Annotated in this window: 16 protein-coding genes; 10 read left to right on the top strand and 6 right to left on the bottom strand. The window is 68.4% G+C overall.

Annotated features, from left to right (window positions below):
• Window positions 1–33: 33 nt before the first annotated feature.
• The gene (locus IEY58_RS25745; protein ID WP_189051016.1) at window positions 34–1002 is read right to left on the bottom strand and encodes a threonine/serine dehydratase; all 969 of its coding nucleotides are present in this window, start codon (window positions 1000–1002) and stop codon (window positions 34–36) included.
• 126 nt (window positions 1003–1128) lie between these two features.
• Between IEY58_RS25745 and IEY58_RS25740 the strand changes: the two genes are divergently transcribed.
• Together IEY58_RS25740 and IEY58_RS25735 are read left to right on the top strand one after the other, a co-directional pair.
• The gene (locus IEY58_RS25740) at window positions 1129–1977 is read left to right on the top strand and encodes a hypothetical protein (RefSeq protein ID WP_189051015.1); all 849 of its coding nucleotides are present in this window, start codon (window positions 1129–1131) and stop codon (window positions 1975–1977) included.
• Window positions 1978–2040: 63 nt separating this feature from the next.
• Window positions 2041–2907, top strand: a complete 867-nt coding sequence (locus IEY58_RS25735; protein WP_189051014.1) for a DUF4743 domain-containing protein — start codon at window positions 2041–2043, stop codon at window positions 2905–2907.
• Window positions 2908–3078: 171 nt separating this feature from the next.
• On the opposite strand, the gene gluQRS is transcribed toward IEY58_RS25735, so the two are convergent.
• Complete coding sequence (gluQRS, locus tag IEY58_RS25730; protein ID WP_189051013.1) at window positions 3079–3906, bottom strand: tRNA glutamyl-Q(34) synthetase GluQRS; 828 nt, start codon at window positions 3904–3906, stop codon at window positions 3079–3081.
• Between the two features lie 128 nt (window positions 3907–4034).
• On the opposite strand from gluQRS, the gene IEY58_RS25725 reads away from it, so the two are divergent.
• From IEY58_RS25725 to IEY58_RS25705, 5 genes are all read left to right on the top strand, one after another.
• The gene (locus IEY58_RS25725; protein WP_189051012.1) at window positions 4035–4697 is read left to right on the top strand and encodes an alpha/beta hydrolase; all 663 of its coding nucleotides are present in this window, start codon (window positions 4035–4037) and stop codon (window positions 4695–4697) included.
• A gap of 485 nt (window positions 4698–5182) precedes the next feature.
• Complete coding sequence (locus IEY58_RS25720) at window positions 5183–5731, top strand: HNH endonuclease (RefSeq protein WP_189051011.1); 549 nt, start codon at window positions 5183–5185, stop codon at window positions 5729–5731.
• Between the two features lie 117 nt (window positions 5732–5848).
• Window positions 5849–7012, top strand: a complete 1164-nt coding sequence (locus tag IEY58_RS25715; RefSeq protein WP_189051010.1) for a pentapeptide repeat-containing protein — start codon at window positions 5849–5851, stop codon at window positions 7010–7012.
• Window positions 7013–7164: 152 nt separating this feature from the next.
• Entirely contained in the window at window positions 7165–7809 is a 645-nt protein-coding gene (locus IEY58_RS25710; protein WP_189051009.1) for a hypothetical protein, read from the top strand.
• A 197-nt stretch (window positions 7810–8006) separates the two neighbouring features.
• A complete protein-coding gene (locus IEY58_RS25705; protein ID WP_189051008.1) occupies window positions 8007–8870 on the top strand; it encodes a DUF2189 domain-containing protein in 864 nt (287 codons plus the stop codon).
• A 55-nt stretch (window positions 8871–8925) separates the two neighbouring features.
• Here IEY58_RS25705 and IEY58_RS25700 read toward each other — a convergent pair whose 3' ends face one another.
• Window positions 8926–9642, bottom strand: a complete 717-nt coding sequence (locus IEY58_RS25700) for a 2-phosphosulfolactate phosphatase (RefSeq protein WP_189051007.1) — start codon at window positions 9640–9642, stop codon at window positions 8926–8928.
• Between the two features lie 206 nt (window positions 9643–9848).
• Between IEY58_RS25700 and IEY58_RS25695 the strand changes: the two genes are divergently transcribed.
• Window positions 9849–10595: a DUF1993 domain-containing protein gene (locus IEY58_RS25695; protein ID WP_229743954.1), complete on the top strand. Its 747-nt coding sequence runs from the start codon at window positions 9849–9851 to the stop codon at window positions 10593–10595.
• A gap of 122 nt (window positions 10596–10717) precedes the next feature.
• On the opposite strand, the gene IEY58_RS25690 is transcribed toward IEY58_RS25695, so the two are convergent.
• From IEY58_RS25690 to IEY58_RS25680, 3 genes are all read right to left on the bottom strand, one after another.
• The gene (locus IEY58_RS25690; protein ID WP_189051006.1) at window positions 10718–11965 is read right to left on the bottom strand and encodes a CynX/NimT family MFS transporter; all 1248 of its coding nucleotides are present in this window, start codon (window positions 11963–11965) and stop codon (window positions 10718–10720) included.
• 317 nt (window positions 11966–12282) lie between these two features.
• The gene (locus tag IEY58_RS25685) at window positions 12283–12984 is read right to left on the bottom strand and encodes a DUF2270 domain-containing protein (RefSeq protein ID WP_189051005.1); all 702 of its coding nucleotides are present in this window, start codon (window positions 12982–12984) and stop codon (window positions 12283–12285) included.
• 40 nt (window positions 12985–13024) lie between these two features.
• A complete protein-coding gene (locus IEY58_RS25680; RefSeq protein ID WP_229743953.1) occupies window positions 13025–14728 on the bottom strand; it encodes a PHA/PHB synthase family protein in 1704 nt (567 codons plus the stop codon).
• 397 nt (window positions 14729–15125) lie between these two features.
• On the opposite strand from IEY58_RS25680, the gene IEY58_RS25675 reads away from it, so the two are divergent.
• A complete protein-coding gene (locus IEY58_RS25675) occupies window positions 15126–15509 on the top strand; it encodes a BlaI/MecI/CopY family transcriptional regulator (RefSeq protein ID WP_189051003.1) in 384 nt (127 codons plus the stop codon).
• Entirely contained in the window at window positions 15506–17119 is a 1614-nt protein-coding gene (locus IEY58_RS25670; protein ID WP_189051002.1) for a M56 family metallopeptidase, read from the top strand. Before IEY58_RS25675 ends, IEY58_RS25670 begins: the two co-directional genes overlap by 4 nt.
• Window positions 17120–17222: the final 103 nt, after the last annotated feature.

The raw sequence follows: 17222 nt of genomic DNA, 5'->3' as shown, positions 1-17222 counted from the left end.
ACGCTCCTTCAGGGTTGGGGAGGGGGATAGGGTTCAGGCGAGCGTCGCGGGGTCGACGTTGCCGCCGCACAGCAGCACGCCGACGCGCTCGCCGCGCGCGGGCTGGTAACGGCCGGCGAGGAGCGCCGCGAGCGCCGTGGCGCCACCCGGCTCGACTGCGAGGCGCAGCCGGCTCCAGAGCGCCAATTGTGCTTGTCTGATCGCCTCGTCCGGAACCAGCACGACATCGTCGACCGCGCGCTGGGCGATCGGGAACATGAGCGTGCCGACGCGCGTGGCGCCCAGGGAATCGGCGGCGAGGCCGCCGACCTCGACATCGACCGGCGAGCCGGCGGCAAACGCGGCATGCAGCGTCGGGCAGCGCTCGGGCTCGACTGCGACCAGCTTCAGCCGCGGCCCGCTCATGCGGCCGCCGGTCCAGGCCGCCATGCCGCCGATCAGCCCGCCGCCGCCGACCGCGACCAGCAGCGTGTCGACGCCGCCGATAGCCGTCGCCTGGCGCTCGAACTCGCGCGCGACCGTGCCTTGGCCAGCCAGCACTTCCGCCTGGTCGTAGGCGTGGATGGTGAGCGCACCGGTCTCCTCGACCCGCCGGCGCGAAGCCGCCAGCGCCTCGCCATAGTTGGCGCCCGTCTGGTGGACGATTGCGCCATAGTCCTTGAGGCGCGCAACCTTCACCGGCGAGGAGATCTCGGGCACGAAGATCTCGGCCCGATGGCCGAGCCGGCCCGCGGCATAGGCGACGGCAGCACCATGATTGCCGCCGGACGCGGCGATGACGCCGGCCGCGGGCACGCCGAGCGTGAGCAGGCTGTTGAACGCGCCACGCACCTTGAACGAGCCGGAATGCTGCAGCGATTCGAGCTTGAGTACGATCGGCGCCGCGATGTCGAAGGCGCCCGATTCGAGGGCGAGGATCGGTGTCTCGCGGACATGGCCCGCAATCCGGCCGGCCGCCGCCTCGATGTCGCGGACCCGGACAGGCGTTGCGCTTGCGGTCATGGTAACTGATTTCCCGAGGGCTGTTTCGGAACCAAAACGATCGGTCGGGCGATGACATCTTTCGCCACGCCGAGCGACAGGCTATGCCGCTCAGGCCTTTATCGCTAGTCGGGATTCGAGCCCCCCATGCTGCTTTCGCCGGTTGTCTCGGCCCTCGCCCTGCCGGCGCTCACCGCGTGCGGCGCCACCGGGCTGATCCGCACGCTGCGCGGCAAGAAGGGCGACATGCGGCTGGCCGAGGCTGGGCTCGGCATCGGCTTCCTCGCCGGCTTCTGGGCGGTGACCGGCGGCCTGCCGTTCCTCGGCAACGTCGCCTATCACCAGCTGGGCGAGGCGGTGGCGCTGGCGCTGGGCGTCGGGCTCATCACGGCCCTCGTCGGCGCCGGGCCCGGCTTTACGAAATTCCTCGGCCTCGCAGGCGCGCTGTTCGCCGTCGTCTGGCTCACGGGCTGGCGGCAGCTGATGGCGCCGACCGTCGAGGAACTCCTGACGATCGTCGTCTATGGCGCGATCGCCGCTGCTGCGGCGCTCAGGCTAGCGGCGCTCGGCCCCGGAGCGACGCCCATTGCGGTCACCGGCCTCGCAGCACTGGCACTCGCCTTCGTCGCCCTGTTCGGCCATGCCGCCGGAACGAGCGATCTGGCGCTGGCACTCGCCGGCGCCTGCCTCGGCAGCCTCGTCTGGGCCTGGCCGCTCGGCCGGGCGGGCGTCGGCCCGGCGACCATTGCCGTGCTGGCGACAGGCTTTACCGGACTGATGGTCGCTGAAGCGCGCGGCGCGCTCCATGCGCCCTGGGCGCTCCTGCCGCTGCCGCTCGCCTTCTGGGCGCCCGAGATCGCGGATCGGCTGCCGGCGCTGGGCCGGCTCGCCCGCAAGAAGCCGACCCGGCCGCTTGCCCTGCTCTTCGCCGCGGCGCTGCCGTGCGCCGCCGCGGTCGGGCTCGCCTTCCTGCTCGGCACGCGGCTGTATTTCTAGGCCGGGACGGCAGGGGCGTAAGGTCGCTTGACCCGGCCGGATGAGCGGCTAGTCTCGCCGGCCATGAGTTATCTGCGTCATCTCGAAGCCTGCAACCGCTTCGACCCCACCCGTTTCCTGCCCCTGATGCTCGACGGCCGCCGCGTCGGCTTCGTGCGCCGCGACCGCGCGAATGCGCTCGCGGCCTTCCCGCGCATCTTCCACGTCACCGCCGACGGCATCGCCTTCGCCGAGACGCTCGTGACGCCGGCCGGCCGCACGGCGGCGCTCCATGAGGTGACAGACGAGCTCATCCGCGCGGGCCATGCCGACAAGCGGCGCGATGAGCTGTTCGCGATCACCGACGGCTGGGGCGGGCCGCTCCTGTTCGAGCTCGACCGCGGCGCCATCCCGTTCTTCGGCACACGGTCCTACGGCGTGCATCTGAACGGCTGGCGACCCGGTACGGATGGGCCTAAGCTCTGGATCGGCAAGCGCGCCAAGGACAAGAAGATCGCGCCGGGCCAGCTCGACAATCTGGTCGCGGGCGGCATGGGCTCGGGCTATGGCGCCTGGGAGACGCTCGTCAAGGAAGCGGCCGAGGAGGCGGATATGCCGGCGGCGCTCATCGCCCGGGCGCGCGCGGTCGGCGCCGTGCGCTACCGCATGGAGCTGCCCGAGGGCATGCGCGACGACGTGCTGTTCCTCTACGATATCGAGACGCCGGCCGAGTTCACCCCGCGCAACACCGACGGCGAGATCGAGGATTTCCGCGTGCTCCCGGTCTCGGAATGCCTGCGCCTCGTGCGCGAGACCGACGCGTTCAAGTTCAACGTCAACCTCGTGCTGATCGACTTCGGCCTCCGCCACGGCCTGATCGTGCCCGAGGACAAGGATTACCTGGCCCTGATTGAGGGCCTGCGCGGCGGGCTGGTCAAAGGCGGGCAGTGAAGTGATTCCCCTCTCCACCCCCGGGGGTGGAGAGGTTGGGTGAGGCGGGGGATTCCAGCGCTTTCGCCTTCGAGAACCCCAATCGAGCAGCCGTTCGACCACCGCTGAATTCGCGCGTTCCCCACCTCACCCTGCCTCTCCGCCGGGGCGGAGAGGGGCTGTTAATAGTGCTCAGAACCCCGCGAGCGCCCGTACCTCGGCGGGCGTCTTGCCGGCCTCGCGCATCGCGCGGAGCGTCGGCGCCTTGTCGCGCTTGGCGAAGCGCTTGCCGTGGGCGTCGAGCAGCAGAGGATGGTGGCGCCAGACCGGCACGGGCAGGCCCAGCAGCGCCTGCAGCAGCCGATGGACATGGGTCGCCTCGATCAGGTCCTCGCCGCGCGTGACCAGCTCGACGCCCTGCAGCGCATCGTCCCATGTGACCGACAGGTGATAGCTGGTTGGGCAATCCTTGCGCGCCAGCACCACGTCGCCGAGCCGTTCCGGGGCGGCTGCGATCGTGCCGCGGTCGAGGTCGCGCCAGGTGAGCGGCCCGGTTTCGGCCTGCGCCTTGGCCACGTCGAGCCGAAGTGCGTGCGGTATGCCGGCGGCGATCCGGTCGGCTTGCTCGCTTGCCGACAGATGCCGGCAGGTGCCGGCGTAGACCGGACCCAACCCATGCGGCGCCGCGACGGCGCCTGCCGCCTCGGCCTGGGTCGTGCTGCGCGTGCAGAAGCACGGATAGACGAGGCCGCGCGCGCGGAGGCCGGCCAACACGGCGGCATAGTCTGCGAAATGCCGGGACTGCACGCGCACCGGCCGGGGCCAGTCGAGCCCGAGCCAGGCCAAGTCCTCCTCGATCGCGGCGGCATATTCCGGCCGGCAGCGCGTCTGGTCGATATCCTCGAGCCGGAGCAGCATGCGCCCGCCGGGTCCCGCCTGCTCGCGCGTGTAGAGTGCCGACAGCGCGTGGCCGATATGAAGGAAGCCCGTGGGGCTGGGCGCGAAGCGGGTGGTGGGCATGGGGCGGACCTTAGCCGAGCGGGGACGGTCGCAGCAACTTGCCCGCCGACTTGCCCACCCCCGGGGTTGGCAGGCACGGGCCAAGTCGGCTATGCCCTGGAGAGCCCATCCTTGAGGAGCCCGTCCCCATGTCCCTGCCGCTGACCGGTCCGAGCCGCCCTCCTGCATCGGGCGGCAAGCCCACGTCGCTCGTGGTGCTGCTGCACGGGCTCGGCGCCGACGGGCAGGACCTGATCGAGCTTGCCGATCACCTGGCGCCGCTGCTGCCCGATACGGCCTTCATCGCGCCGAACGCGCCGGAGCCGTGCGACATGGCGCCCTACGGCTATCAATGGTTTTCGCTCCAGGAACGCACGCCGGCGGTGATGGCGGCGGGTGCCGACCGGGCAGCGCCGGTCCTGGCGGCGTTCCTCGAGACGGAGCTGGCGGCGCGCGGGCTCGACGCGCGCCGGCTCGCCCTTCTGGGTTTTTCCCAGGGCACCATGATGTCGCTCCATGTCGGCCCGCGCCTCTCGCCCGGGCCGGCCGCGATCGTGGGTTTCTCAGGGGCACTCGTGGCGCCTGAACGGCTCGCGGCCGAGCATCGCTCGAACCCACCCGTGCTGCTCATTCATGGCGATGCCGACCCGGTCGTGCCGTTCCCGGCGATGGCCGCCGCGGCGAGCGGCCTTGCCACCGCCGGCATCGCGGCCGAGACGCTGCGCCGGCCCGGCCTCGGCCACGGCATCGACGGGCCGGGCTTCAACGCCGCCGCCCAGTTCCTCGTCCGTCATCTGCGGCAGCCGGGCTGATCGCAGAATTAGCGGGTCGGTTGCGTCCCAACGACAAATTCTTGTGTGTCGGTTGTGCTTTTTTGCCGCCGGTAGCGATCGGCCCATATGAAACCGTCACAAATCCGTGCTAAGAAGCCGTTGTGGCGACAGCGCGCGGAGAGGTTCGCGACGGTGCTTGACGAGAGAGTGATCGGCCAGGCTCTTCACCCCGACGTAAAGACGAGACGGGCGGGAAGAGGGTTCCGTTCGCTCCGCACCGGCTCCGCCGTCGCCATCGCCGGCCTTGCCTCCTGGCACGAGATCCGCGACGGCGCCCATGCCCGCTCTCACCAGGCGTTCCGGCCGGTCCAAAGTCTTCATGAGAGTTCGAGTGTCCGCGTCGTTAGTCGCGAGCGGCATCGTCAGTCTGTTGCAACGGCCAAACGCGAGTTTGGCCGTTTTGTTTTGTCCGCTTTGTTTTTATCGGGCGTTGGTATGACGGCGTTCGGGATGGAGGCCTGCGCATGATGAATCTGCAGACGCTGGTGCTGAACGCGGATTATCGGCCGTTGTCCTATCATCCGCTGTCGTTGTGGTCGTGGCGCGACGCGCTGACCGCCCTCATGCTCGACCGGGTGGCGCTGGTCGCGAACTACGACGTGCAGGCCCGCTCGCCGAGCCGCGCCATGTCGGTGCCGAGCGTGGTGGCCTTGAAGCACTACAAGAAGATCGACGGGTTCCCGGCCTTCACGCGCTACAACATCTACCTGCGCGACGAATTCACCTGCCAATATTGCGGCGACGAGTTCCCGACCGAGGTGCTGACTTTCGACCATGTCATCCCGCGCTCACGCGGCGGGCGGACGAGCTGGGAGAATGTCGTCGCCGCCTGCGGGCACTGCAACCACGTGAAGGCAAACCGCACGCCGCGCGAGGCCGGCATGCCGCTCTTGAAGGAGCCGGTCCGCCCGTCCAAGACCGCGCTCAACCGCAAGGCGCCGGACCTGCGCTATCGCGACTACCACCACAGCTGGCTCGACTATCTCTACTGGGACAGCGAGCTCGACGATTAGCCGCCGCCTTTTTTAAAAAGCGATGGTGCGAAACGCCGCCTGACCGCTTAGTATTCGCTGCTCGATCGGCCGCGGCGCGGCCGTCACAGGCAAGCGGGATTGGCGAGCGGGACGGGGATGGCGCGCAATTTGGTTGAGGCGCTCAAGGCGCATGCGCTTTGGCTGAATCGGCGGACCGGCGGCATTCGGCTCGATCAACCGTGGATTGATTTTTCCGGCATCCGCTTCGCCCACTGCGACTTCCGCAAGGCGCGCCTGCCGGGCTCCCGTTTCGTCGCGGCGGATTTTTCCGACGGCAATTTCGCGGAAGCCGACCTGTTCGCCGCCGATTTCGACCAGGCGACGCTGCGGCGTACCAAGTTCCAGAAGGCCGACTTGCGCGGCTCGAGCTTCCGCGGCGCCACGCTGGTCGAGGCCGACTTCACCGACGCCGATCTCTCGGGCGGAGTGTTGTTCGACGCCGGCGGCCCGCAAGAGGAGAAGATGAACCGGCCGTTCGGCAGCCGCGAGGGTGCCGACATGAAGAGCGCCGACCTCAGCAACGCGCATGCCGCAGGCTCGGTGTTCCGCGGCGTCACGCTGACGAACGCCAATCTGCGCAACATCGACTTCCGCAAGGCCGACCTGCGCAACAGCGACCTTACGGGCGCCGACCTTACCGGGGCCGATCTTACCGGCGCCGATCTCGCGGGTGCCAACCTGACCGATGCGGCGCTCGAGAACTCGAAGCTCGAGGGCGCCAACATGGTGCGCACGATCGGCAGTATTGCCCGGCTCGAGAGCGAGGCGCAGCGCGACGTGAACCGGATGATCGCAGATCACCGCAAATGGGTCGCGACCAACGGTGTCGAGGGTACCCAGGGCAATTTCACCGGACTCGACCTGCGTTCGCTCGATCTGACCGGCTACGACCTGTCGGCGGCCGTATTCAAGGCCGCCAACCTGACGCGCGTGCCGTGCAAGGGGGCGACGCTCACGCTCTGCGACTTCACCGATGCCGTGCTGGCCGGCGCCGACCTCTCGGGCGCCATCCTCAAGGGCGCCATGTTCAAGGCCGCCGACCTACGCGGCGTCGATCTCTCGAATGCCGACGCGGGGCCTGCCGAGATCCTCGATGCGAAACGCCGGCCGACTGGCCGGCACTGGCCCGCCAACTTCCTTGCGGCCAAGCTCCGGGGGGCGAAGCTCGCCGGCACGCGGCTCGACAGCGCCAACCTGATCGGTGCCGACCTGCTCGACGTCGACCTCACGACCGCCTCGATGGTGGACGTGCGGCGATAGGCCCCCATGGATAGGCCCACATGCGCGTGAACGACGGGTGGGGCAGGAGAGCATGCCCGCCGCATCAATCGGTTGGACATCAATCCATTGGACTGGCGGCCCGGCTCGGCTAGGGTCGGGTTTCACGGGTTGTTCCGTTGCTTGAACTCGAGATGAAGAAAATGACGAACGGCGATTCCGACCATAGCTCGACCGGGGCCGATGCCGCGCCGGCGCCACTGCATGTGACCACGGTCCTCGTCGCCTCGATCCGCGCCATGTCCAACGCGCTCGATGCGCTGGGCTTTCCGGAGGAAGACGACCGGGTCGTCGACCAGGACGGCCGCCTGGGCTTCGTCACCTGCTCGCACGAGAGCGACTGCGACGACCTGTTCGCGCTGATCGCCGAACTGTCGTCGAGCGGGGAGACCTGGGAGATCCAGTTCCAGACCGACCTCACGCCCGACCGGATCGTGTCCCTCACCTTGAACCGTCATCGGGCCGTCGTGGCGCACGAGCAGGCGGTCGAGCCCGATCACGCCGACGACGCCAAGGGGCCGCAGCTGCCGGTCTACGACCTCGACGACGGCGTCGGCCAGGTGCAGTTCCAGCGGGCGGTCCGCGGCGCCAAGCCATCGGAGATCTTTGCCGAGATCGGCGCCGGCCCGGACGGGCGGGCCCGCGCCCGCATCGTCCAGCGTGCGCCGCGCCGCATCCTGGCGGAAGCCGCCGCGGCCGACGAGCCGGCGCTGCGTGCAGCACTGCGCGAGGCGATTCCGAAGCTGATGTTCACGGTCGGCCGACGCGGCCCGGCCTGAGTCCGCCCCAAGACCCGACGAAAAGACCCGCAGAAGCCGACCCGAAAACGGCCGCATCCCGCCAAGATTGACGCGGGATGCGGTCGGCGTATGCTTTTTCGTGTTGGGTTGCGGTAACAAGCGACCGGCGCCGGACCCAAAGCGGTCCCAACGGCCCCCTCCGCGACCCCTCGAACCCTGGTTCGGGAGGAAGCCTCATGACCATCCGTAACCCCGTCGAATGGGGCATGTCACAGGTCAAGCTCGCATCCGATATCGTGGAGCACGCCAGCCACGCAGTCTATCATCCGACGGAAGATCTCGACGCGCTCCGGACGGAAATCCACCACATCACGACGGCCGATCTAAGGGACGCGATCCGGCTCGGCTTCGAAGACTTCAAAGCCTATCGTACCGACGTCGTATTCCTGTCCATCATCTACCCGATCCTGGGTGTCGTGCTCGCCCGGGCCGCCCTCGGCACGGGCCTGATCCCGCTGCTGTTCCCCCTGGCCGCCGGCTTCGCGCTCGTCGGCCCGTTCGCCGGTGTCGGGCTCTACGAAATGAGCCGCCGGCGCGAGCAGGGCATTTCGAACGGCTGGTCCGATGCGTTCGGCGTGTTCACCTCACCCTCCTGGGGCGCCATCGCCGTGCTGGGCTTCCTGGTCATGATGGTTTACATCGCCTGGCTGGTCGCGGCCGAGACGATCTACATGGTGACGCTCGGGCCGGAGCCGCCGATCTCGATGACGGCCTTCGTGCATGACATGTTCACGACTGGTGCCGGCTGGATCATGATCGGCGTCGGCATGGGTGTCGGCTTCCTGTTCGCGGTCATGGTCCTGGCCCTGGGCGCCATTGCCTTCCCGCTCCTGATCGACCACCCGGTCGGTGTCGACACGGCGATCTGGACCTCGATGCGCGCCATGATGGCGAACCCGGTGCCCATGGCGCTCTGGGGTCTCACCGTCGCGGTTGGCCTGTTCGTGGGTTCGATCCCGGCCTTCGTCGGCCTGATCGTGATCATGCCGGTGCTGGGCCACGCAACCTGGCACCTCTATCGCAAGCTCGTCTCGCACTGAGTAGGCGCGACACGGGCGAATGCGGCCCTTCGGGCGGGCTGGCGGTCGGTTCCGCTCAACCCGCCCGATAGGCGCCGTCCACCAGGACCGGCACCGTCTGGCTGATGTCGAAATCGAGCGCGATCTCGACGTCCGCCGGGAAGCCGCCGTGGATCAGCTCCCGGCCCGATAGTGATTCCTGCACGAGCGTCGGCAGGTCCATGCCGACGGAGCGATAAGCGTCGCGCGCGATGCGCGCTTCGGCCGAGAGCGTGCGGTCGAGCGCATCCAGGATGGCGCCGGCGCCGAGCCAATCCTCGATCGCCGGACGCAGGCTGCCGTCGGGCCAGCGCTCGCCTGCCGGAATCACGCCGATGGCGCCGCCTTGGGCCAGCGCCTCGGCGTGCTGTGCCACGGCGCCGGCATTCCGGAAGCAGCCGGCCAGGACCGGTGTCGTCCCGCCGGCGAGCGACAGGCGCGCGCCGTTCGGCGACGGCAGCATCAGCCGCGTGCCGGGCGGAATGCCGACCAGGCTGGCCGGCGACAGGCTGTATTGCCCGCCGATTGCCCGCCGGGGTGTGGCGAGAACGGCGCCGGCCGCCTCGGCCGCCGCGCGGGCCGCGGCCGCGTCGCCGAGTGGAAACGGAATGACCGAGGCGCCGAGCGACACGGCGACGTCGACCGCCGTCGAGAAGGACAGCACGTCGACGATCACCAGGACTGCGACGCGCGCCCGGAGCGCCTCGACGCCGGCCAGGCCCCATTCGCAATGGGCCCCCACCCGCGCGCTCATTGCGAATTGACCGCCGGGTCGGGGCCCGAACGGTTGACGAAACGGTCGATCGCACGAGCGAGACCGGCCGTCGCGCGACGGCTGCATGCGCAGACGAATGACCGGATCCAGGATTTCATGGCGACCGCTGGCGGATAAGCTCACATCGATTTTGTACCGTCCGCGCCGGATGAATGCACGCGCGGTGCCATGCGGCAGTTCCTTGCATGGTCTGGCCGACCCCGGTCGATCAGCTCAATTTCCATGGTGCAGGGTTTCAGATCATCGAAATTCAAAAAAACATCCGACTGAGGAATAATTCCGACTATAAAATATTTCCGATTTCGCGTATCAATGCGGCCGCCGCGCTTATCCTCAGGGGCAGGCTGTGTGCCTCCGCTGGTGGCAAGCCGCGCTTATTCTGCTGTCGTTACCAAGTGGGGGGATCCGCAATGTCAATCTCACTGTCCCAGGTAGCGGTGCCAACCTTCGTCCAGTTATTGAACAGCCTGACCAACCTGCTCGACAAGGCTGCGACACACGCCACGGCCAAGCAAATCGACCCGGCGGTCTTGGTGAACTACCGCTTGGCACCCGACATGTTTCCGCTAGCTCAGCAGATCCAGATCGCGACCAACCAAGCAAAGGGAGCGATCGCCCGGCTCGCAGGGGTCGAGGTGCCGAGCTATGCCGACACCGAAACAACATTTGACGAGCTGAAGGCACGGATTGCGAGAACCCTCGATTTCGTCAATGCTTTTACCGACGACCAAATCGATGGAACTGAGGAGCGCGAAATCGTCCTGAAACGCGAGGATAAAGAGCTGCGGTTGACGGGCCAGAACTATCTGCTGCATCTGGTGTTTCCGCATTTCTATTTTCATGTTGCAACGACTTACGCCATTCTGCGTCATGCTGGCGTCGACCTCGGTAAAAGGGACTTTCTCGGACAGATCCCGGGCGTCACACTGTAGGCGCCGAGGCGATTGACTGTCCGACCGTTCTGCGGCGCGGCAGCTTCCTCCGTCCATTCCTGTTTCAGCGGTGGGGCGAACCGGTCTCGTGATGCTTGGCAGCGTGCGTTAGATCTTTACCGCTATCGGCGGCCGAGCTCGATCGCCCGGTTGCGCCCGGCGCCGAGCCCGGCGGCGAGGGCTGCGGCGGTGAGCACCAGGAACAGCAGCTGCACCGCATCCCAGCTGCCGGTCACCGCCTTGATCAGGCCGGCGGCGAACGGGCCCATGGCGGCAAGCGTGTAGCCGACGCTCTGGGCCATGCCCGAGAGTGCCGCGGCAGTCTCGGGATCGCCGGTGCGCAGCACGATCAGCATGAGCGCCACTGCGAAGACCGAGCCCTGGCCGAGGCCCAGGACCACCGCCCAGAGCCACAGCGTCGAGAGTGGGGCCGCAACAGCGCCCATCAGGCCGGTGATGACGAGGCCCAGCGTCACCACCACCATCCAGCGCTGGTCCGGGCCCTTGTCGGTCAGCATGGGCGCTGCCATGGCGCTCACGACTTGCACCAGGGCGGAGACCGAGACGACGAGGCCGCTCTCGACCGGCGTCAGGCCGCGGTCCTGCAGGATGGGGGCGAGCCAGCCGAACACGCAGTAGGAGAGCGAGGACTGCAGGCCCATGAACAAGGTGACCTGCCAGGCGAGCGGCGTGCGCCACAGGCCCTTGACCGGCGGCCGGACCGGCGCCGGCGGCAGCCGACCGGCGCGTGCCAGCTGCGGCGACCAGGCAAGCGCTGCTGCGAGCACCGGCACGGCCCAGACTGCGAGCGCCGGCCGCCAGCCGCCGGCGAAGCCCAGGTTGGCCAGCCAATGTTCGGCCGGCGCCGTCAGGCCGGCCGCGGCGGCGGCGCCGAAGCAGAGCGCCATGGTATACGCGCCGGTCGCGAGGCCCATGCGATCGGGGAAGTCGCGCTTGACCAGGCCGGGCAACAGCACGCCGATGATGCCGATCGAGGCGCCGGCGATAATCTCTCCCAGAAACAGCAGCGCCGCGCCGCCGAGGCTGCGCAGCGCCGTGCCGAGGGCCAGCAGGATCATGACGGCGAAGATCGTGCGCTCGATGCCGAAGCGGCGGGCAAGGCGCGGCGCCAGCGGTCCGAACAGGCCGAGGCAGAGCACGGGTGCGGTGGTCAGCAAGCCGCCGAACGCGGTCGAAAGGCCCAGTTGACCGCGGATCTCGGTCAGGATCGGGGCGACACCGGACAGGGCCGGACGCAGGTTCAGGCCGACCAGCACCATGCCCAGCATCATTGCGATCGCCTGGCCGGCGCTGAGGCGTCGCGGCACGCGGGCGGGCACCGGCCTCTGCACGTCGAGTGCGGAACTCATGCCCGCCGTTTCCTCTCCGGTCTGCTTCGCCCAATCATGGGATCGGCATCATGGGATCGGCCTGCTGGCATCGTCGAGCGCCCGCACCGCATGGCTGGCCCGACCGGACCGGGAGGCTCTCGAGCGGGGATCATTCCAGGGTTGATTCGCGTTTCCCGGGAACCCTGCGCCTATCAGCATGGCGAGGCGAAACCGGGGCCGCATGTTGGCCTCGGGCCGGATTGAGCAGGGCGGATCGCGCCAGCATCTCGGCCCATGACGGTCTGAGCTCTCGTGCGGTCGCGACGCGGCGGGAGGCGATCCTCGCCGCGTCTCTTTTACGCGGCTTGCCGGGCCAGCTCGAGGACGCGGTCCTTCGTCGGCAGGCTCCTCGACTGCCCCTTGCCCCGTCCGGCGTGCAACGTCATGACCGCCAGCACGAGCCAGGTCGAATGAAATGCCAGGCCCGCGAGCAGGACCACCTGTCCCGGGAACGGCCCGATCGCCGCCCGCACCCACAGCTCGTCGAACGAGCTGAGCGGCACCGGATGGATCGCGAGCTTGCCGAGATAGGCCACCACCTGGATGGTGAAGATCCAGGCGTAATTCTTGCGCAGGCGCCGGCCGACGGCGTCGAGAAAGGTGATGTGGAGGCGTGGCGTGCGATAGTCCTCATAGAGGATCTTGTTCCAGCCGTTGTCCGTGTGCACGCCCTGCCCGAGCAGCATCGGTCCGAAGAACTGGGTTTCGAGGATGTGGGCCCGCACCCGCCAGAAATCGAAGAACCGATAGCGCCGCGCCTCGATGTAGAGGAAGACGGCGACCAGCAGGCCGACCAGGACCAGTGGCAGCGGCGAAGCGGCGGCACTGCTGAAGGTGAGCGACAGGGCGAGCCCCGTGGACACCACGGCCCAATTGGTCGAGGCATCGAGCCGTGTCCGCCAGACGGTGCTCCGATAGACCTCGCCGCGATAGAGATGGGCCAAGGCCCCGATCTCTGCGACGCTGAAGGGGGCGTTTTCTTCCTTGCTGCTGCTCATGGCTGCCTCCAGGTTCTTGGGCGCCGGGGCGGGCTCCGATCTAACGCTCCAGAACATAGGTGCCCGGCGCATCGCAGATCGCGCGATGGGCGGCACTGCCGACGGACGGCGCCGGAGCCATTCTACCCGATCGGGCCGCCAGCCACGCGGCCCAATCCGGCCACCAGCTGCCGTCATGCCGTCCGGCACCGGCCAGCCACGCATCCACCGTCTTTGGCGGCGACGGCGCCTCGTTCGTCCAATGCCCGCCCTTGCCCTGGGAGGGCGGATTGATCATTCCGGCGATATGCCCGCTCGCCGCGAGGACGAAGCGGGTCCTGGCACCCGTCAGCCGCGTCACCTGCCAGGCCGAACGCCAGGGGACGATATGATCCTTCTCCGCGCCGACTGCGTAGACATGCTGGCGAATGCGCCGCAGATCGATCGGCTGCCCCAGAAGGGAGACCCCGCCGGGGCGGATCAGGTTGTTCTCCAGGTAGGTATTGCGCAGATAGAAACTGTGCGCCGCCCGGGCCATCCTCGTGCCGTCGCTGTTCCAGAACAGGAGATCGAAGGCCGGCGGCTTGTTCCCCATGAGGTAATTGTTCGTCACCGTGCTCCAGATCAGGTCATTGGAGCGCAGCAGGTTGAACATGTTCGACATGGCGCGGCTGTCGAGATAGCCGCGTTCGAGCATGCGCTCCTCCATGTATTCGATCTGCGGCTCATCGATAAACACGGCCGTGTCGCCAACCTCGGAAAAGTCCAGCAACGACACCATGAAGGTCGCAGGCCCGAACCGGCGGTCCCGCTCAGCCGCCAGATAGGCGAGCGTCACGGCGAGCAGCGTTCCGCCGATGCAATAGCCGATCGGATTGACCTGCTCCGCCCCGGTGATCTCGCGCGCCACCTCGCTCGCGGCCAGCGGGCCCTCGGTCATGTAATCCTCGAACGTGATGCCCTCCATCGAGGCATCCGGGTTCTTCCAGCTGATCATGAACACCGTGAAGCCCTGGGCGAGCAGGAAGCGGACGAGACTGTTCTTCGGCTGCAGGTCGAGGATGTAGAACTTGTTGATCCAGGGCGGGACGATCAGCAGCGGGACCTCATGCGTCTCTGCGGTCTGAGGCGCATATTGGATCAGCTCGATGAGGCGGTTGCGGAAGACGACCTTGCCCGGCGTCACGGCGAGATCCCGGCCCAGCGTGAACGCATCGGCGTCGGTCATGCTGAGGCGGCCCGCGGACAGATCCGCGAGCAGGTTGTGCCAGCCGTCGGCGAGGCTGCTGCCGCCTGTCTCGAACGCCTTGCGCAGCGCCGCGGGGTTGGTCGGCAGGAACAGGGTCGGGCTCGTTGCGTCGATCAGCTGCCGGAGATGGAAGACGAGCCGTTGCCGTTCGACGCTGTCGCGCGCCTGCTGCTCCGCGGCTTCGAGCAGCTGCCCGGAAAGCGCGTGATAGCTTAGCTGTAGCCACCGGAAGAACGGGTGCTGCACCCATTCGGGGGCATCGAAGCGCCGATCGGCCGTCTGGGACTTCGACATCGCCGAGACACCCTGCCAGCGTAATGCGGCGAGAGCAGATGTCTCATAGGCATCCCACCACAGCTGCAGACCCAATTTTGCGACCGCCGTCGTCGCGGGTACCGGGTGCGCCAGCGCCCGCGCCGCGAGCGTCGACAGGGCCCGGGTGATCTCGCCCCAATCGATCGGCAGCAGCTGATGCAGCGGATTGGCTTCGGACAGCAGATCGACGGCTGCTGCCAAGAGTTCACCCCCGGGAAGACCGTCTGCGGATGGCTCAGCCGGCACGGCGGCTGGCGCGATCGCGTCCGGCGGGGCCGCGCCGAGATCGCGGCCGGGGCGTTCGGCCCGGTGTGGTGCTTTGGAGCGTGGTGCTTTGGAGCGTGGCGCTTTGGGAGAGGGCGCTTTAGGCGGGGGGACGACCGACACTATCGGTGCGCGGCCTGCCGCTGTCGCGATCGTGTGCTTCATGGCCGACGATCTTTCGCTGGGCGCGTCTTCGCCTCTGGGGCTCTGCCAGAGTCTGGCGCCGTTTGCGCCCGCGCTCAAGGGTTGGCTCGCAACGGGGCCCCGGTGACAAGCCTTGCCGGGGCGCTCGTCGAGTGCTACCGTTCGTAGCATTACAGGGAGTAACGAAACCATGGCGACGACCGCGCCGGATCTCGGCGATCTCGAGCTCGAGACGATGCAGCTCATCTGGGCTGAAGGGCCGATGACGGCGGAGACGGTGCGCGAGCGCCTTGCCCGTCCGCTCAAGGACTCGACCGTGCGCACCGTGCTGCGCCGGCTTGAGGACAAGGGCTATTTGAGCCACACGGTGGATCAGCGGACCTTCACCTTCCACGCGACCGAAGCGCGGCAGAAGGTGGCGGCCAAGGCGGTAAAGCGTATCGTCGACTGGTTCTGCAACGGATCGATGGAAGAGGTGCTGGTCGGCATGGTCGATTCGGCCATGCTGGACGATGCGCAGCTCCGGGCGCTCGCCGCCCAGATCGAACGGGCCAAGAAGGAGCGGGCGAAATGATGCTGCTGGTTGAGGCGGCCGTCCGGACGCTCATCCTCGGTCTCGTCGTCGGGCTCGGCCTCCGGCTCGCCCGGGTGCGCCATCCCCAGGTGGAGATGACCGCCTGGACCGTCGTGCTGCTGGCCGGCCTCGCCATGCCGCTCCTCATGCAATGGACGATCGTCCGGATGCCGACGGCGCTCGTCATGCTGCCGCACGTCATGGTCGGCGCCGCGTCGGACTTCTCGGTCCCGCGGCCGCCTGTGCCCGTCAGCCCTGTGGTCGTCGAGACACATCGCTCCCTCCTGACGCTGCTGCCGTTCGCCTATGGCGCGGTCGCATGCGTGCTTGTCCTCCGGCTGCTGATTGGGCTCGCCCGGACTTGGGCGATCATGCGTGCGGCGCGGCCGATCCGGGCCGACTGGACGCGCGGCGCCGACGTGCGGGTGACGGCACGGATCAAGGCGCCGGTAACGTTCGGGCAGACCATCCTCGTGCCCGTCAGCTTCATCACCTGGTCGCCGGCGCAACGCCGGGCGGTGATGGGCCACGAAGGCGCCCATGTCGCCCATCATGATTTCACGGTCCAGGTGCTGAGCCAGCTTCATAGCGCGCTGTTCTGGTTCAGCCCGTTCGCCTGGTGGCTCGAGGCCCGGCTCGCGGCCTTGGCCGAGACGACGAGCGACGAGGCGGCCATCCGGCACGTAGGCAGCCGCGTCGACTATGCCGAGATCCTGCTCGCTATCGCGGTCCGCGCCCGCGATCTGCCTGCGGGCATCGCCATGGCCCGGCCGGCCCTGTTGCGCCAGCGGGTCGAGCATATCCTGTCCGATGCCGTCCCGATGCCGCTGCTGGCGCCACATCAGCGCGTGCTGCTCGCCGCGAGCCTCGTGCCGGGCGCGCTGCTGCTGGGCGGGCTCTCCTGGCATCCGCGGACCGCAGAGGTGCCAGCGCTCGCCGCGGTCCCGGCGTTGCCGGCGATCCCTGCTGCGCCGGCAGTCCCCGGTGGTGTCACTTTCGCGATCCTGCTGCCTGGGCAGCATGCCATGGTCAGCGGCCGCGGCGAGGATGTGCTGCGGGTGCTGGCGGCCCGCGACCGGGCCCCCGACCAGATCGGCGACGAGGCGATCCTGTTTGTGCGCGACGGCCGGCTCTATGTCGTGACCGACCCGACGCGGGTCGAGGAGGCGGCAGACCTGTTCCGGCCCCAGGGCGACCTCGCGGCCCAGCAGCGCGCGCTTGGCGAGCAGCAGAGGGAACTGGGCCAAGAGCAGGCGGCGCTTGGCCGCCAGCAAGGCGAACTCGGCCGGCGGATCGGCGAGCTTGGCCGGCAGCAGGGCGAACGGTTCGCACAACTGGCGGCGAGTGGGGCGGTGCGCGACGACCAGGATAGGGAGACGGCTCGATCCGAGATCGAGCAGGAGTTTAACGAGCAGATGGCGGAGTTCGCCGACCAGCAGAAGGAACTCGGGCGCGAACAGGCGCATCTCGGCCGCGAGCAGGGGAAGCTCTCGGCCGAACAAGCCCGGCTCAGCCGCGACCAGGCCCGCATCGCCCGTGACGGCGACTTGCGGATGCAGCGCTTCCTCGACCGGGCCTCGGCCGATGGGACGGCCCGCCCGCAGCCCTGACGCCGGTTCCCGCGAGACTCGGACAGGCCGCGGGCGCGCTCGCCGCTCGCCGGTGAATCCGCTATGACAGGGGTCGCGACCGTCCGAGCCCGGAGTCCACGGC

Source organism: Aliidongia dinghuensis, from assembly GCF_014643535.1.
GTDB classification, from domain to species: domain Bacteria; phylum Pseudomonadota; class Alphaproteobacteria; order ATCC43930; family CGMCC-115725; genus Aliidongia; species Aliidongia dinghuensis.
Note: the sequence above shows the minus strand (reverse complement) of the source record. Positions and strands in the feature narration are given on the sequence as shown.

Bases quoted from the DNA above. Each gene is read 5' to 3' on its own strand.
- IEY58_RS25670 (WP_189051002.1), top strand. From the start codon at position 15,506: ATGATGCTGCTGGTTGAGGCGGCCGTCCGGACGCTCATCCTCGGTCTC.
- IEY58_RS25725 (WP_189051012.1), top strand. From the start codon at position 4,035: ATGTCCCTGCCGCTGACCGGTCCGAGCCGCCCTCCTGCATCGGGCGGC.
- IEY58_RS25735 (WP_189051014.1), top strand. From the start codon at position 2,041: ATGAGTTATCTGCGTCATCTCGAAGCCTGCAACCGCTTCGACCCCACC.
- IEY58_RS25685 (WP_189051005.1), bottom strand. From the start codon at position 12,984: ATGAGCAGCAGCAAGGAAGAAAACGCCCCCTTCAGCGTCGCAGAGATC.
- IEY58_RS25710 (WP_189051009.1), top strand. From the start codon at position 7,165: ATGAAGAAAATGACGAACGGCGATTCCGACCATAGCTCGACCGGGGCC.
- gluQRS (WP_189051013.1), bottom strand. From the start codon at position 3,906: ATGCCCACCACCCGCTTCGCGCCCAGCCCCACGGGCTTCCTTCATATC.
- IEY58_RS25700 (WP_189051007.1), bottom strand. From the start codon at position 9,642: ATGAGCGCGCGGGTGGGGGCCCATTGCGAATGGGGCCTGGCCGGCGTC.
- IEY58_RS25675 (WP_189051003.1), top strand. From the start codon at position 15,126: ATGGCGACGACCGCGCCGGATCTCGGCGATCTCGAGCTCGAGACGATG.
- IEY58_RS25690 (WP_189051006.1), bottom strand. From the start codon at position 11,965: ATGAGTTCCGCACTCGACGTGCAGAGGCCGGTGCCCGCCCGCGTGCCG.
- IEY58_RS25740 (WP_189051015.1), top strand. From the start codon at position 1,129: ATGCTGCTTTCGCCGGTTGTCTCGGCCCTCGCCCTGCCGGCGCTCACC.
- IEY58_RS25705 (WP_189051008.1), top strand. From the start codon at position 8,007: ATGACCATCCGTAACCCCGTCGAATGGGGCATGTCACAGGTCAAGCTC.
- IEY58_RS25720 (WP_189051011.1), top strand. From the start codon at position 5,183: ATGATGAATCTGCAGACGCTGGTGCTGAACGCGGATTATCGGCCGTTG.
- IEY58_RS25695 (WP_229743954.1), top strand. From the start codon at position 9,849: ATGGTCTGGCCGACCCCGGTCGATCAGCTCAATTTCCATGGTGCAGGG.
- IEY58_RS25715 (WP_189051010.1), top strand. From the start codon at position 5,849: ATGGCGCGCAATTTGGTTGAGGCGCTCAAGGCGCATGCGCTTTGGCTG.
- IEY58_RS25745 (WP_189051016.1), bottom strand. From the start codon at position 1,002: ATGACCGCAAGCGCAACGCCTGTCCGGGTCCGCGACATCGAGGCGGCG.